Origin of the sequence: Pseudomonas typographi, assembly GCF_014694385.1 — a bacterium.
Lineage (GTDB): Bacteria > Pseudomonadota > Gammaproteobacteria > Pseudomonadales > Pseudomonadaceae > Aquipseudomonas > Aquipseudomonas typographi.
On record NZ_JAAOCA010000005.1, the window covers coordinates 107821 to 122875 of the forward strand.

The window sequence follows — 15055 nt, forward strand, 5'->3', positions numbered from 1 at the left end:
TCCCGGCGCCACCCAGGGCGCCATGCTTATTTGTCGATATGGATGCACAGCGCAGGGCATAGGCGGGCGGCTTCACGGATGTTTTCGTGTTCCTCGGCGGGCGGGTTGTCGTCGAGCACAATGACCAGCCCATCGTCTTCGTTTTGCGCGAATACCTTGGGCGCGGCCATCACACACAACCCGCCGCCGACACAACGCGAATAATCGACACTGAAGAACTTTTGCATTTTCGGCTCCCACTTCAATGGCAGGGATTTGATCCCATAAACGAAGGCGTCGCTGTTGAACTTCAGCTCCTCGACGGGCACCGCCAACTCCAGGCTAGGCAAGCGCTGGAACAAGGTGGTGAAGACGATGCTCAGTTCCAGGCGCGCCAGGTGCTGGCCCAGGCACTGGTGCACGCCGTAACTGAAGGCCACGTGGTGCCGAGCTTCACGGCGAATGTCGAACTTGTCCGGGTCGGGGAATTTTTCAGGGTCGCGGTTCGCCGCGCTGATCATCGCCATCACACCTTCGCCTTTGCGGATCAACTGCCCGGCGACTTCCACATCTTCCATGGCCACTCGCGGGCCGTTGTAATGGACGATGGTGTGGAAACGCAGCATTTCTTCGATGGCATTCTTGACCAGCGAGGGGTCGTCGATCAGCGCCTGTTTTTGGTCTGGGTTGGTCAATAACGACAAGGTGCCCAGGGCGATCATGTTAGCGGTGGTTTCGTGCCCGCCCATCAGCAGTAATTCGATAGTGGCCAGCACTTCTTCACGGCTCAGGTGGCCGGGAACCAACTGGGTACCGATCAAGCGGCTGATCAGGTCGCTGCGGTTGCCGGGGTTCGCCATTTTTTCAGTGATCAGCGTGTCGAGGTACGCACGCATCTCCTCGCCGGCCTTCAGCGGCACCGATGGGTCGGCGGTCAGGTCGAGCTTGGCTTGGGCGCGCTCTTGGAAGAATTCGCGGTCCTCATAGGGCACGCCCAACATGTTGGCGATGACCGCGGTCGGCAGCGCCAGGGCAAACTCTTCGGCGAAGTCGCAAGCATCACCTTTGGCAATCATCTCGTCGAGCAGTGCGTCGACCGTTTCCTGGATGAAGGGGCGCATGGCCTCCACCTGGGTGATCATGAATTCTTTGGTCAGCATGCGCCGGTGCTTGGTGTGCTCCGGTGGGTCAAGGCGAATCAGCGTCGCCGGTTTTTCGTATTTCAGCAGCGAGGCGCGGGCCGGCGAGATGAACGGGTAGCCGTCTTTGGCCGGGTCGGTGGAAAAGCGGTTGTCGCCCAGTACTGCCTTGACGTCGTCATAGCGGGTGAGCAACCAGGCTTGGCTGCCGTCGGGCATCGTCACTTTGGACACCGGCGCTTCGGCGCGGATTTGCGCATATTCCGGCGGTGGGGAGAACGGGCAGCGCTTCATCGGGAATGCTGGCGCGTTGGCGTGGTCATGGCTCATGGGTGTCTCCTTATTGTTATTAGCAAGGCCACGGCCGCAGCCATGGCTGGAATCAATGTGCGGCGGGGCCGCAGCGGCTGGGTTCGTTCATGGCCGTGACCGCGCCGCGGCGGCAATGAAATCTTCAACTTGCTCGTCGTGCTCGCCGATGGCAGGGGGGCCAAAGCGCGGCGTCATCAGCCGCCCATCGAAACTCGCCGGGTAGCGCGCGGCCCTGATCATCCCGACGGGCGATTCGATCAGGCTGTGAACCTGGTTGTTGATCACTTGCGCGTCATTGAGAAACTGGTCCAGGTCAAACACCGGCGCGGCGGGCACATCCATCTCCAAAAAGCGCTGTAACCAGAACGCCGTGGTTTTTTCCTTGACCACCGCACCCACGCGGCGAAAGAACTCTTCGGCCATCAGTACCGGGTCGGTCATTTGCTTGAACTCGTCCTTCCACTCTGGCCGTTCGACTGCGCTGAGCGTCTTGGACATCTGTGCGCCATTGGCAGGCGAGATGACCACATGGCCGTCAGATGTTTCGAGCACCTGCGATTGCGGCGGTTTCCAGCCACTGGTATCGCCTTCGAAGGTGCGATGCTGGAACATGTCGGGGAAATTGAAATAGCCCATCACGTCGAGCATCGGCAGCTTCACATGGGCGCCTAGGCCGGTTTTTTCGCGTTCGTAGAGGGCGGCGATGATCGCTTGGCTGCCAAAAATCCCAGTGACTTTGTCGACCATGTTGTAAGGCGTGACCGCAGGCGAGCCATTGTTGCGCCCTTCGGCCAGTACGATGCCGGTACGGCCCTGGATCAGTGAATCGAACGCGGGCGCATTGGCCAGCGGCCCGGTATCGCCAAAACCGGTGATGGACAAGCGAACCAGCCGTGGGTTAAGTGCGGTCAGCACCTCTTGCCCCAGCCCCAGGGAAGTCGCCACCCGTGGCCGCCAGTTTTCGATCAGTACATCGGCTTTTTCCAGCAGGCGTTTGAAACGCGCCAACCCCTGCTCGGACTTCAAATCCAGGGTAACACTGCGCTTGCCGCGGTTGGCGTTGGTCCAGGACGCACCAAACCCGCCGCGGGAATGGCCAAAGCGGCGGAAACCATCGCCCCCCGGGGGTTCGACCTTAATCACCTCGGCGCCCAGATCGGACAACATCATCGATGCGAACGGGCCGGTGAGGAAACTCGAGGTTTCGATGATCACCAGCCCTTCGAGCGGCCTTCCGGATTGTCGTGGCGATTCACCGCTGTGGGCCGGCGTTTCAACAGTGCTCATGGCGTCCCTCTTTTTTATTGTAGTGAGGCAGATCGAGTATACACGACCAATGGCCTTACTATTGATTGGATCATTGGCTGAACCTTTGAATGAAAAGTTAGACCTCCGGGGTCGGCCTTGTCAAGGGTATTTTTGGCCCTATACATTCCCTACCGCGGGGCTCCAGCGCCGATATACAGCACAGACAGCGCCCAAAAATGGGGCTAAAATCGCAATGGCTTAACCAATTGAAAAAAAAGGCCCAGCGTTCAACACCGGGCCGCAAGAGGAAACTAGCTTTGGACAAAGACCCGCAACGCGCCCGGCCTTCTTATTTGCCGATCCAGACCAAGCGCGCATTCGAAGAAGTCGCGGAGCAAATCCGCGAGCAATTGTCTCAAGGCTTGCTCAAACCAGGCGATCGGCTGCCCCCGGAGCGGGACTTGGCCGAACAATTCAACCTGTCGCGCAACACCGTGCGCGAGGCGCTCAGGGCCCTGGAGATGTCGGGCCTGCTGGAGTTTCGCAAAGGTGCTACGGGCGGTGCGTTTATCCGCGAAGGGCAAAGCGACGCGGTGGTGTCGGGCTTTTCCGACCTGTATCGGTTGGGCTTCATTCTGCCAGGCGACCTGGCCGAGGCCCGTTTGCTCATCGGTGTCGAAGTCACCCGGCTGGCGTGCCAACGGGCTACGCAAACCGAATATGCTGAACTGGAAGCCAACCTGGATGCCAGTGAGCAAGCGTTCGCAGACGGCGACGGCAAAAAGCGCTTGGTGCTTAACCTTGATTACCACATCATTTTGGCAAGGGCGGCGAAAAATCCGGTGCTGATCATCCTCATGGAAGCGCTGAACGAGCTGATTTTCAGTAACCTGTTCAAGGCACCGGTGCATGCCGAGAACAAGAAAATCGTGGCCTCGCGCCGGCGAATCTTGAAGCACATGCGTGCCCGTGACGAAGAAAAGGCCGTGGCGGAAATGCACAAGCACCTGACCGCGCTGCGCAAGCACTACAAGGCCCAGGAACAACCCGAGGCCGTGGCGCCCACTGGCAAAGCACCCAGCGAGGCCTGAGCGCCTGCGCCGCAGGTGCGCAACGTCATCGCGGGGTGCAGCGATGACGCGCGCTGGCCCTCGGCGATCAAGCCCCGCGGACAGTATCAATCACCGCCAGCGGGTCCGCCGGCAACTCATCCCCGCGCCAAGCCACTTGGCCGTCCGGCCGCACCAAGACAAACCGGCGTTCATAAACCTGGGCAGCTTCCTGGTTATCGATATCCACCACCTTGAATGGCAATTTACGCTCGCTCGCCGCCGCTTCGAATGCGCTGGTCTCGCCGCCGGCGAAGCGCAACAAAACGAACTCGCGGCCGAACAGATCCAGCGTCGATTCGCCGGGCTTGAGCCACACGTGGGGCGCCCTGGAGCCTGGCCGGGCGGTTTGCACATAGGTGGAGACCGAATCCTCGGGGCGCGGTGTGCCGTCAGGCACGATAATCGGCGAGCCCTCGAACACATAACCCAAATGGATGCCAATGGAGAACCACTCGCGCTTCATTTGCTCGGTGTAGGCATCGCCGAACGCCTTGCGCGCTTCATCGCTGCCCGGCCCGTCTTCGAACACCGCCGGTGAAGGCGAGCTGACCCGGGGCGAAAGCATGCGCTTAAGGTTGCCGGTGGCTTCGGCGACGTTACGCAGCGCCACTGGGCGCATCTCGATCTCGTAAGAGTCCAGTAGCGTGCGCCCGCCCCAACCCTGCAGGTAACCGGCGAGTTTCCACGACAGGTTGACCGCATCCTGGATACCGGTGTTCATGCCGAAGCCACCGGTCGGTGAGGTCAGGTGCGCGGCGTCGCCGGCCAAGAACACGCGCTCGGTGCCATAGGTATCGGCCACCAGTTGCCGGCGGATCCACGGCAACATCGAGAGGATCTCGAAATCGAACTCACGCCCCACAGCCCGCTGGATAGCGGCACGCATATGCGCTTCGTCATGGGTCGCTTTGTTGTCGTCGCCCACCAGCGAAAAACGCCATTGGTCGCGACCGTTAATGGCCACCAGGGTCGCCCAGGTGCCTTCAGGCCCGATGAAAATGTAACGATAAGCCTTGGGCTTGTTGTGCAGCGCTTCGAGGTTATCGGTGCGAAACACCACGTTGGTGGTGTAAGTCAGGGTGGGTTCCCCGGCCATCTGAATGCCCAACCCCTGGCGTACGGCGCTGGCACCGCCATCGGTGCCCACCAGGAACTGCGCTTCGATCTCCCGAGTTTCACCGCTGATAACATCCCGTACCGTGGCGGTGACACCCTCGGCATGCTCCACGAACGATACCAGTTCGGTATTGTAAGCCAGCGTCACACTGGGGTACTGGCTGGCAAAACGGCGCAGCACCGGGTCGAAAAAATTCTGCGGGCAGCGCTCGCGCTTTTGTGGGCTTTGCGGCGGGTACTTTTCCTCCCGTGGCGAGGCAAACACTTCGCGGCCAAACTCGTGCCCGTTCAGCGTGGTCACCCAGGCACAATCCTGCGGATAATCGCGATTGTACCCGGCACTTTCTACCCATGGAACGATGCCCCAGCGGCGGCAGAATTCCATGGTCCGAACACCGACCATGTCCATTCGCGGCTGCTGCACCACACCGTCGGTACGCTCCAGCAACGTGCACTCCATCCCCCTAAAGCCCAGGTCTCCAGCCAATGCCAGGCCGATGGGGCCAGCGCCAACAATCAATACAGGCGTTTTCATTTTATTGTTCTCCCTCATGCGCGGACGAAGCGCCATGTGTTTTCACGTTTGCCGTCGAGCGGCCGGTTGTTACCGGGTTATGCCGGCTCAGGCGAGCAAGCGCCGGCCGATGATCATTCGGTGGATTTCGTTGGTGCCTTCGATGATCTGGTTGACCTTGGCGTCGCGCATCATGCGCTCCACCGGGAACTCCTTCGAATAGCCATAGGCGCCGAGTACCTGTACCGCTTCAGTGGTCACGGCCATTGCCATGTCGGTGACGAAACACTTGGTCATCGACGACAACACAGTCATCCGGCTGTGATCGCCGGAGTCGATTTCCTCTGTGCAGGTGCGCAGCAACGAACGCGCCGCTTCGATCTGGATCGCCATATCAGCGAGCTTGAATTGCATGCCCTGAAAATGGCCGACGGGTTTGCCGAACTGCTGGCGCTCCTTGCAGTATTGAATCGCCACGTCCAACGCCCCTTGCGCCAGCCCGAGCGAGGTGGCGGCGATGGTGGGGCGGTTGAGGTCCAGCACCTTCATGCAGGCCTTGAACCCCTCGCCCTCTTGCCCGAGCAAGCAATCGGCGCCTACCCGCATGTTTTCGAAGTACAGCTCATGACTCGGGGAGCCATGCCGGCCCATCTTGTGCTCCTGGCGGCCGACGACGAAACCTGGGGTCTTGGTGTCTACCATGAACGCGCTGATGCCGTCCGAGCCCGGCGCATCGCTGGTGCGGGCGAACACCAAGACAAAATGCGCGTGGCCACCCCAGGTAATCCAGCTCTTTTGGCCATTGATCACGTAGCTGTCGCCATCGCGCACCGCCCGCGTGCGCAACGAGGAAACATCGGAGCCGGTTTGTGGCTCGGTGATGCCGATCGCCGACACCAGCCGCCCTTCGGCTGCCAGCGGCAGCCAGCGTTGCTTCTGCTCTTCGGTGCCGTAATGCAGGATTGGCAGCACAAACGAGATCGAGTTATTGCCGCACAGGGTGGCCGCGGCCAGGGACACTTTGGCGATTTCTTCCTTGGCGATGCAAACAGTGGTCAGGTCGCCGCCGGGGCCGCCGTACTCTTCCGGTAACCACAGTTGCAGCAGGCCCATATCGCCAAAGATGGGCACCAGTTCGTGAGGAAAACGATCAGTTCCCTCCATGGATGGAACCAGGGGGGCGACATCCCTTGCGACCATGCGCCGTATCGACTCACGGAGCATTTGGTGTTCTTCGTTCACGGGCATGGTGCGCCCTCCTTTATTGTTATTGGACGGCCCAAGCTCAATAGCTGGGGAAGGACAACCCGCCGTTGATACTCAACGTAGAGCCCGATACCTGATCCGAATCAGGGCTTGCGAGAAACAGGATGTACTGCGCAAGGTCTTCGGCGGTGTTCAGGCGGAACTTCACCCGTTGTTCGGCTTTGGTGAACGCCTTGACGATCACTTCTTGCGAGCCTTGATCCCGGGCCGTCAGGAAGCGGTCGTGGGCTGGGGTGCCAGTGGTCAAGGTGGTGGCCACCGCGTTGACGCGAATACCCAGGCCGGCCAGTTCGGCCGCCAACGCACGGGTCAAGAACATGATCGAAGCACCGGCGGCGCCGATCATCGATTCGCTCGGCGTCGGAATGCGTGCCGCATCGGTGGTGACCAGCACCACCTTGCCGTAGCCCTGCCCCTTCATGTACTTGACCGCCGCGTGCAAGGCGTTAAGCCGTGGCATCAGCCGGCTCTGCAGGGTGGCGATGCCCTCCTCCGGCGCCATGTCGACGAACAGCTTTGGCTTAGGCTCACTGGGCCCGCCGCTGGCGACCACCACATCGACCTTGCCAAAGCGCTCCTTGGCGAAACCGACTGCCTGGTCGATCCCGGCGTAGGTCAGCAGGTCACTTTGAACGAACAGCCGCTCACCTGGATAATTCGCGCAGTCATCGATCAGGCTTTGCGCGGCGCCCGCGTCGCGCCCCTGGATCACCACGCTGGCGCCGCTCTGGGCCATTTTGCGCACGCTTTCGCGGCCAATCCCTTTGGTGCCACCGAGCACCACGGCAACCATTCCAGCCATTTCAGCAATCATGGGCCGTCTCCTCAGTTAGCGTCAGTGGGTGCGTCGGTGGCGCTCTGCTCGCCACCCGCTTGGTAATGGCTTTCACGCGCATGGGCGGCCTGGGTGGTGCCTTTGTTCTTACGTTCCTTCATGAAATTGACTTCATCGGATTCGTAACGAATGTTGGTACCCAGCGCATGGCCGATGTAGCCGTGGACGAACTGCGAGGTCATGCCCAGCGAATCCATCGCCAGGTGCGTCGCCGCCTTGCCGATGGCGATCGCGTCACGCGGCAAGCGCACGATCCGCTCGGCCCACTCCTCGCCAGCGTCGAGCAATGCCTCAGGTGGCACTGCCTTGTTGATCAGGCCGATGCGCGCCGCCTCGTTGCCGTCTACCACCTCACCCAGCAGCAACATCTCACGGGCCTTGCGCGGGCCCATGGCGAGGATGTTCCAACTGGTCATGTAGGCCGCACCGGCCAACCCCATTTTTTGCTCGGGATGGCCGATTTTGGCGTCGCTGGCGGCGATCGCCAGGTCACTGGCCTCGACGATGTACAGCCCGGCACCGACGCACCAGCCCTGCACCAGCGAGATAGTGGGTTTGACGCAGTAAAAAATCTGCCGGAATTGCTCGACATGGCGCTTATCGAAATGCAGGCGCGCGCGCTGGCTGGGCCGGCGCGCACCTGGGTCTTTGGAAAAGCCGTATTCGGCGCCGCCGACTTGGGCCAGGTCATGGCCGGTGGAAAAATCCCGGCCCTCACCTTTGAAAATAATCACCCGCACGTCATCGTCGCGCTCGGCCCGGTCAATGTGCTCCATCAGGCGGTCGAACATTTCATAGGTCAGGGCGTTGCGTTTCTCGTCGCGGCAGAACGTGATGTACGCCCGGCCGTTGCGCGCTTCATAGCGCACCAGGTCACGAAGATCCTGTTGGTCTTGTTGTGATTCCATGACTGACTCCACTTAGGCTCATTGGATGAACCATTGAGATAATGGTGAGTGATGTTTTCTTTGTCAAGCGCGCAAACGAGGCCGTGTGGCGGCGCCCGGTGCGTTAGAACAGGTTGAGTGGGTATTCGATAATGATCCGCAACTCATCGACATCCGGGTGGCGGATACCGGTGGTGGCTCGCTGTGAGGCGTGGCGTAGGCGCAGCGACAGGTCTTTTGCCGGCCCGCTCTGCACCACATAGGCGGCTTCCAGATTACGCTCCCAGTGCTTGTTGTTTTTGTCGGGGTCGTAGACGAAGCGGCGCGTGTAGAAAGGGTTGCCGCTGTGGGAGTTGTCCATGTGGTCGCCCTTCGTATAGTTCACCATGAAGGTCAGCCCGGGGATGCCGAACGCGACCATGTTCAGCCGGTAGCGCAATTGCCAAGAGCGCTCGTTGGGCTCCGCGAAGGTCGAAAACTGGGAGGCGTTGGTGAACGTAACGTTGCCGCCCATGGTGCCGAAACCCACCCAATCCAGTGGCTCATCGCCGAAGATCTTCTGGTAACCGGCGGTGAAGGTATGCGGGCCTACCCGGTAATCCACTGCCAGGGAAAACGCCTTGTTGTCGATGCTGCCACCCAACCGCTTGCCGTAGTCGTGGGTGCGGTAAGCGTTGAGGGTGAAATCCAAAGCCTGGTTGTCGCTTAAGGGTAAGCCGTACCTCAGGTAGCCGTAGTACTGGTGCCAGACGTCTTTGAAATCCGATGCATAAAAACTCAAACTCAATCGCTCATTGACGTTGTAAAGGCCGCCCAGGTATTCGACTTTCCGAGAGGTAATGCCCACGCCGTAGTCCGTGGTCAGTTCAGCGTCATGGTTGCTCGAGTCCACGCCCCGCACCGAGGTAAAACGCCCATAGTTGATCGTCAGGCCTTTCAACTCATTGGACGCCAGGCTCCAACCGGTTGCCGATGAGGGCAACAAACGCACCGTACTGGTGGAAAAGATCGGCACGTTGGGCAACTGTTGGCCGTATTTGATGACGGTGTTGGAGACACGCCCCTTCAACGCCGCTCCCAGCGCTGAGAAGTTGTCTTCGGGGTGCCCGTCACCGTCGATCGGCATCAGTGCCAGCCCCGCCCGCCCCCCGCCGCTGTCGAGTTTCAAACCTAGCAGCGCTTGAGCATCCAACCCCACACCGAATAGCCCTTGGGTAAAACCGGAGGTGTAGTTGGCGATGAAACCCTGCGCCCACTCCTCGGCATAACCATTGCGCGCGCCTACCGACTTGAACTGGTTCGCCCCGGCGCTGTTGGCGCTGCCATGGCGAAAGTCTCGGTTGAAGTAGAAATTGCGTGCCAGCAGGCTCAAATGTGAATCTTCCACCAGGCCCTTGGCCTGCTCTTGCCCCGCGACCGCCAAGCTGTTCGAAAAACAGCCGGCACAGCAAAACAGCGCGCAGATCGATGCGCACACAGAACACTTAGGCATAGTAGGTTTCTCTTGTTTTTGTTTTATCAAACACGCCGTCGTTTTTACTGCTTTGCAAACGGGTAAATCGGGACTCTGGGCAGCACGTTCCTCGGTTGCGGGATGGAATAAGTAGGGGCCACTCGCTGCACATGCGTGGTGGGGCACGCCTGGGCTGTTCGCCCAAGCATTGGCGCGTGGTTGTTACTGCTGGGCAAGGCGCCGCGGCCCGGCCCGGCAGCAACAGGCAATGTCAAAAGAGCGTGGCCAACGGCTCAGCTGGTGAGGGGTTCCGCTGCAGCGACGCTGATCGCGTTCTCGTCGATCACGCTTTGTGCGGCACGCAAACCGAACACCAAGGCCTTGGCAAGGCCACCGACATAGCCGCTGCGCGGCCCGCCTTCGATCCCGCCAGTGGCGGCACCGGCCGCGTAAACGCCGGGAATGGTTTGCCCCTGCATGTTCAAGACGCGGCAATGCTCATCGATCGCGATGCCGCCCATGGTGTAGGTGATGCCCGCGCTCAGGCGCATGGCCAGGTAAGGCGGCTGGTCGATCTTGTGCATTTCGCTGCCCAGCAGCGTGCTCGAATGGCTACGCGCCGGCTGCAATTGGTCGCAGCGGCCCTGGTCGACCGCCAGGTTGCAGGCTTGCACCGTTTGCTCAAGGTTTGCGCCGGGTATGTTCAGTTGCGCCGCCAATTCTTCGAGCGTTGGCGCGCTGTACAGCTGGGCCCCGCGCTCCAACAGCGTCGGGTTGGGCGGCAACAGGTAGGCGCGGCCGACCTGCTCCCAGATTTTCTGGTCCATGATCACGAACGACGACAGCGGTTGCTCCAGGGCGGCGATGGCGTTGGCCATGGCCACGCCGCCCAGCCCTTCCTCGCAAAAACGTTGGCCCTCGGCGTTGATCACGATACCTGCGGAGGCAACGATATCCAGAATGGGGTATGGCCAAAGGCTGGGGTCATTGACCGCTTCGGCGCATTGAACGTGGCCGTAGAACTTATCCAGCCCCACCAGTTGCGCACCAATGGCCTCGGCCATCAACAGCCCGTCCCCCATCCCGGTGCCGGCCCCCCGTACACACAGGTCTTGCGGCCGTGGCGAAATATAGCGGCGAACCAACTCGGCGTTGCCTTGGAACCCACCATCGGCGATCAACACCGCGCGGCCGTCGAAGCGCTTTTGCGCCTCGCCCACCTGCACCTGCAGGCCACTGAAGCGGCCGCCCTCAAGCAGCAAGCGCCGGGCCCTGTGGCCCCGTAACAAAGTGCCGCCAAGGTTCGACAATTGCTGCTCCAGGTTATCGAGCAAGCGGTCTGCACCTTTGTCTGGCCAGTGGTTGTGAAACCCCGGCTCCCGCAGGCTGAAGGGGACCAACATGCTGCTCATGAACGGGAACTCGCCACCCTTGCCGAACACCGCGCCGTGCTCACTCAACCAGGCGACCGCAGCGGCGCCCTGGTCGGCCAACACGTCGGCCAGGGTGCCCGGGCAGTAGCCACCGGTGGCAGCGTCGATCGCTTCGCGCAACTGGGGCGCCGGCGCATGAATATCCTCGAAGGCCAGGTGAAACACGCCCCCGGTATAACGTGAGTTAGCCGGGTATTTACTGGCTTCGCCCGCTTCGAACACCACCACGCGCGCGCCCAGTTCGGCAGCACGCACAGCCGCTACCAGCCCGCTCAGCCCCGCGCCGACCACCAACAGATCATATGTATTCATGATGCTTTACCTACTGTGCTCAATGCGGGGCTTTCCCCCAGGTAAGATTGATGCAACGAAGGGCTGTCGAGCAGTTCCCTGGCTGCGCCGTGGGCGGTGATCGCGCCGGTGCTCATCACGTACCCGTACTCGGCCAGGCGCAACGATTCCTCGGCGTGCTGCTCGACCAACAGCATCGTCAAGCCACTGTCGCGCAGCTTGGCCAGCACGCTGAACAACAGCTCGACGATCAACGGCGCCAGGCCAATCGAGGGTTCGTCCAGCAGTAGCACTTTTGGGTCTGCCATCAGGGCACGGCCCATCGCTACCATCGACTGCTCGCCACCGCTCAGGGTAACGGCCCGCTGGCCGGTACGTTCGCGCAGCTTGGGAAACAGCTCGTGCACGTAGTCCAAACGTTGCTTGAACAACGCCGTGCGGTTAGCACTGCGGCGCAACCGATGAAAGCCCAACCGCAGGTTTTCATCCACGGTCAATGGCCCGAATAACTGCCGCCCTTCCGGGACCTGCACGATGCCCAGGTCGACGATGTCCGGCGCCGACAAGCGGGTGATATCGGCGCCTTCGAAATAAATCGAGCCGGCATGGACCTCAGTCAAACCGCAGATGCTGTTGATGAGGGTCGATTTACCCGCACCGTTTGGCCCCAGCACCGTGACCACCTGCCCGCGAGGCACCTTTATCGAAACCGAGCGAATGGCATCGGAGCCCTTATACCCGGCACGTAAATCAGCAACTTCAAGCATGGCTGGCCCTCCGGCCGAGATAGGCCTCGATAACGTTTTCATCGACCTGAATCTGCTGCGGCGTGCCTTCGGCGATTTTGCTCCCGTGGTCCAGCACGGCGAGGCGATGGCAAAGCCCCATCATGAAATCGATATTGTGTTCCACCAGCACGATGCTCAGCCCCTCGCTGTTGAGTTTGCGCAGCAGTTGGCCCAGGTTTCGGGTTTCCAGGTCGTTCAGGCCCGCCGCCGGTTCATCGAGCAGCAACAGCGTGGGGCCGCTGGCCAACGCCCGGGCGATTTCCAGCAAGCGCAACTGGCCGTGGGGCAGGTGCTCGACCCTATCCTCGGCGCGGGCCGCCAGGCCGACAAACGCCAGCAGGGCCATGCCTTCCTCGCGCAACTGGCGTTCGCGGCGCAACACACGTCCGGCCATGAACATCGACGGCAGCAGGCCGTCGATCAGGGTGTGGTGGAACCCCATCAAGACGTTATCGAGCACACTCATGCCGTGAAACACCCGCACGATCTGAAAGGTGCGCGCCATGCCCAGTGCGCTGCGCCGGTGCAGCGCCAAGGTCGACACGTCCTGGCGGGCAAACCCGATCTGCCCCGCCGTAGGTACCAACACACCGGTCACCAGGTTGAACAGCGTTGACTTGCCCGCGCCGTTGGGGCCGAGCAAGCCATATACCTGCCCTTTGCACACCTGCAGCGAAACATCGTTGACGGCCACCAGCCCGCCGAAGCGCATCGTCGCCCCTTTGATGTCCAGCATCACCTCGCCCGCGGCCGCGCCAGGTTGTTGTTTGAAAGCATTCATGGCTTGGCCTCCCCGGCCTGGGCGGCGCCGATGGCAGGGGCAACCGCCTTGCGCCGCAGCCGGCGGAACAGGGTGGGAAACAACCCAGAAAGGCCATGGGGCATGAACATCAGGAACAGCAGCAGGCAGACCCCATAAATAACCGTTTCCGACTCACCGAACGCAGTCAGCCCCTGGGGGGCTATCACCACCACGCAGGCGCCCAACAGCGCGCCGTAGCGGGTGCCCAGGCCGCCGACCACGGCGATGGTGAGGATGCTCACCAAAATCGGAAATTCGCTGAAACTGGGGTTAACCTGCCGGCTGACCAGCGCCGAGGCGATACCGGCCAACCCGGCCAACACGGCCGACAGCACGAAGATGCGCAACTTCCACGCGGTGACGTTGACCCCCAGCGACTGCGCCGCGGTTTCGTCGCCCCGCAGCGACATCAGCGCACGCCCCATGTGGGTGGAAACAATGAAGTTCTGCAGCAGCAGTACCAGCACCATCAGCAGCAACAGGGCGTAGTACAGCTCGGTACGGCTCACGATATGGCCCGCGAACTTCAAGCTGGGCACCATCATCCCCGCGGTGCCGCCGGTGAACTCGATCCAGCGGCTGGCAACCCCGGCGAACACCAGGCCGAAACACAAGGTTGCCATCGCCAGGTAGTGGCTGCGCAGCCGTAGCAATGGAATACCGATCAGCAGCGCCACCACGGCACAAATCACCAAGGCTGCGGGCAATGCAGCCGAGAACGACCAGCCGGCCGTGGCCATCAACAGGGTGAAGCCATAGGCGCCGAGCGCAAAGAAACCCTGCTGGCCCATGGAAATCTGGCCGGCATAGCCATAGAGCAAATTGAAGCCTGTGCAGAGGATCGTATAGATGCAGATGATACTGACCAGCCGCAGATGGAACCCGCTGGTCAATAGCAACGGCACCAGCGCACCGATCAACAGGATCAGTGCCGGCCCGCCGAGCATCGAGCGGACGGTATTGGCGTTTTTCATGTTCAGCGCCTCCCGGCTTCGAAATCGCCCAGCAAGCCATAGGGCCTGAAGAACAGCATGGCGAGGATGAGTGAAAAGATGATCGGCTCTGCATACAGGCTCGAACCGTACCCGGCGACCAATGCTTCGACGACCGCGATCATCACGCCCCCCGCCGCCGCCGCGAACGGGCTACCCAACCCACCGAGGATCGCCGCCATGAAGCCTTTTACGGTCAGGGTCACGCCCATGCCGACCTGGCCACCGAGCAGGGGGCCGATCAGTATTCCGACGATGCCGCTGACCAATGCACTGAAGATGAAACCAAAACGCACCACGCGGTCTGCGCGAATACCCATCAGCGAGGCGACCCGGGCGTTCACGCCGGTCGCGCGGATGCACAAGCCGAACGGGGTGCGATACATCAAATACCACGTCACCAGCAATAAACCGGCGAACACGCCGATGATCGCCAACTGCTGTGCGTTGGTTACCAGCGGGCCGAGGTTCAGCGCCTGCAGTGAAAACACATTCGGCACCGCCAGTTGCAGCGGCCCCCAAATCAGCAGTGCGATGCCGCTGGCGATGATGGCGGCGGCCAAGGTACCGATCATGATGGTCAGGGGCGCCGCGCCGCGCCTCATCAGCGGCTGATAAACGCCGAGCTCCAACACCAGCGCCGCCAGGATCGCCACGATGAGGATCGCACCGATGGCCGCCCAGGTCGGTAGATGCAGCGTGACCATGAACAGGATCGCGGACATCACGCCGAGCATCACAAACTCACCCTGGGCGAAGTTGATCACTCGGTTAGTCCCGTAAATAAGTGAGATCGACAGCCCCACCAGGCCATAGACGCTGCCATTGGTTAGCCCAGCCAGAAGAATGACGCCTATCTGTTCCATAGAAATGTTCCTTTGGGGGAAA

General features: G+C 61.1%; 13 protein-coding genes. 1 reads left to right on the forward strand and 12 read right to left on the reverse strand.

From position 1 onward, the window contains the following. Positions 1–26 precede the first annotated feature (26 nt). Both HAQ05_RS05150 and HAQ05_RS05155 read right to left on the reverse strand, forming a co-directional pair. Positions 27–1448 carry a cytochrome P450 gene (locus HAQ05_RS05150; protein WP_190418103.1) on the reverse strand — a complete coding sequence of 474 codons (1422 nt, stop codon included), beginning with the start codon at positions 1446–1448 and terminating at the stop codon, positions 27–29. A gap of 87 nt (positions 1449–1535) precedes the next feature. Beyond that, complete coding sequence (locus tag HAQ05_RS05155) at positions 1536–2717, reverse strand: CaiB/BaiF CoA transferase family protein (RefSeq protein WP_190418105.1); 1182 nt, start codon at positions 2715–2717, stop codon at positions 1536–1538. A 278-nt stretch (positions 2718–2995) separates the two neighbouring features. On the opposite strand from HAQ05_RS05155, the gene HAQ05_RS05160 reads away from it, so the two are divergent. Further along, on the forward strand, positions 2996–3769 hold the full coding sequence (locus tag HAQ05_RS05160) for a FadR/GntR family transcriptional regulator (protein WP_190418107.1): 774 nt from the start codon (positions 2996–2998) through the stop codon (positions 3767–3769). A gap of 67 nt (positions 3770–3836) precedes the next feature. Here HAQ05_RS05160 and HAQ05_RS05165 read toward each other — a convergent pair whose 3' ends face one another. The 10 genes from HAQ05_RS05165 to HAQ05_RS05210 form a co-directional block, all read right to left on the reverse strand. Then, positions 3837–5441, reverse strand: a complete 1605-nt coding sequence (locus HAQ05_RS05165) for an FAD-dependent oxidoreductase (protein ID WP_238935160.1) — start codon at positions 5439–5441, stop codon at positions 3837–3839. Between the two features lie 87 nt (positions 5442–5528). Then, on the reverse strand, positions 5529–6668 hold the full coding sequence (locus tag HAQ05_RS05170; RefSeq protein ID WP_190418109.1) for an acyl-CoA dehydrogenase family protein: 1140 nt from the start codon (positions 6666–6668) through the stop codon (positions 5529–5531). A gap of 37 nt (positions 6669–6705) precedes the next feature. Next, the gene (locus HAQ05_RS05175; protein WP_190418111.1) at positions 6706–7500 is read right to left on the reverse strand and encodes an SDR family NAD(P)-dependent oxidoreductase; all 795 of its coding nucleotides are present in this window, start codon (positions 7498–7500) and stop codon (positions 6706–6708) included. Between the two features lie 11 nt (positions 7501–7511). Then, a complete protein-coding gene (locus HAQ05_RS05180) occupies positions 7512–8429 on the reverse strand; it encodes an enoyl-CoA hydratase/isomerase family protein (RefSeq protein ID WP_190418113.1) in 918 nt (305 codons plus the stop codon). 103 nt (positions 8430–8532) lie between these two features. Then, positions 8533–9900: an OprD family porin gene (locus HAQ05_RS05185; protein ID WP_190418115.1), complete on the reverse strand. Its 1368-nt coding sequence runs from the start codon at positions 9898–9900 to the stop codon at positions 8533–8535. A gap of 254 nt (positions 9901–10154) precedes the next feature. Continuing rightward, positions 10155–11606 (reverse strand): FAD-dependent oxidoreductase, encoded by a 1452-nt coding sequence (locus HAQ05_RS05190; protein WP_190418117.1) that lies wholly within the window; start codon positions 11604–11606, stop codon positions 10155–10157. Beyond that, entirely contained in the window at positions 11603–12352 is a 750-nt protein-coding gene (locus HAQ05_RS05195) for an ABC transporter ATP-binding protein (protein WP_190418119.1), read from the reverse strand. The genes HAQ05_RS05190 and HAQ05_RS05195 overlap by 4 nt, the downstream gene beginning before the upstream one ends. Continuing rightward, a complete protein-coding gene (locus HAQ05_RS05200; protein ID WP_202988040.1) occupies positions 12345–13154 on the reverse strand; it encodes an ABC transporter ATP-binding protein in 810 nt (269 codons plus the stop codon). Before HAQ05_RS05200 ends, HAQ05_RS05195 begins: the two co-directional genes overlap by 8 nt. Beyond that, a complete protein-coding gene (locus tag HAQ05_RS05205) occupies positions 13151–14149 on the reverse strand; it encodes a branched-chain amino acid ABC transporter permease (RefSeq protein ID WP_190418121.1) in 999 nt (332 codons plus the stop codon). Before HAQ05_RS05205 ends, HAQ05_RS05200 begins: the two co-directional genes overlap by 4 nt. 2 nt (positions 14150–14151) lie before the next feature. Further along, positions 14152–15033 (reverse strand): branched-chain amino acid ABC transporter permease, encoded by an 882-nt coding sequence (locus HAQ05_RS05210; RefSeq protein ID WP_190418122.1) that lies wholly within the window; start codon positions 15031–15033, stop codon positions 14152–14154. Between the last annotated feature and the right edge of the window lie 22 nt (positions 15034–15055).

Excerpts from the sequence above, each read along its gene's own strand:
- HAQ05_RS05195 (WP_190418119.1), bottom strand. The coding sequence starts at position 12,352 with ATGCTTGAAGTTGCTGATTTACGTGCCGGGTATAAGGGCTCCGATGCC.
- HAQ05_RS05150 (WP_190418103.1), bottom strand. The coding sequence starts at position 1,448 with ATGAGCCATGACCACGCCAACGCGCCAGCATTCCCGATGAAGCGCTGC.
- HAQ05_RS05170 (WP_190418109.1), bottom strand. The coding sequence starts at position 6,668 with ATGCCCGTGAACGAAGAACACCAAATGCTCCGTGAGTCGATACGGCGC.
- HAQ05_RS05180 (WP_190418113.1), bottom strand. The coding sequence starts at position 8,429 with ATGGAATCACAACAAGACCAACAGGATCTTCGTGACCTGGTGCGCTAT.
- HAQ05_RS05155 (WP_190418105.1), bottom strand. The coding sequence starts at position 2,717 with ATGAGCACTGTTGAAACGCCGGCCCACAGCGGTGAATCGCCACGACAA.
- HAQ05_RS05205 (WP_190418121.1), bottom strand. The coding sequence starts at position 14,149 with ATGAAAAACGCCAATACCGTCCGCTCGATGCTCGGCGGGCCGGCACTG.
- HAQ05_RS05210 (WP_190418122.1), bottom strand. The coding sequence starts at position 15,033 with ATGGAACAGATAGGCGTCATTCTTCTGGCTGGGCTAACCAATGGCAGC.
- HAQ05_RS05175 (WP_190418111.1), bottom strand. The coding sequence starts at position 7,500 with ATGATTGCTGAAATGGCTGGAATGGTTGCCGTGGTGCTCGGTGGCACC.
- HAQ05_RS05200 (WP_202988040.1), bottom strand. The coding sequence starts at position 13,154 with ATGAATGCTTTCAAACAACAACCTGGCGCGGCCGCGGGCGAGGTGATG.
- HAQ05_RS05165 (WP_238935160.1), bottom strand. The coding sequence starts at position 5,441 with ATGAAAACGCCTGTATTGATTGTTGGCGCTGGCCCCATCGGCCTGGCA.
- HAQ05_RS05190 (WP_190418117.1), bottom strand. The coding sequence starts at position 11,606 with ATGAATACATATGATCTGTTGGTGGTCGGCGCGGGGCTGAGCGGGCTG.
- HAQ05_RS05185 (WP_190418115.1), bottom strand. The coding sequence starts at position 9,900 with ATGCCTAAGTGTTCTGTGTGCGCATCGATCTGCGCGCTGTTTTGCTGT.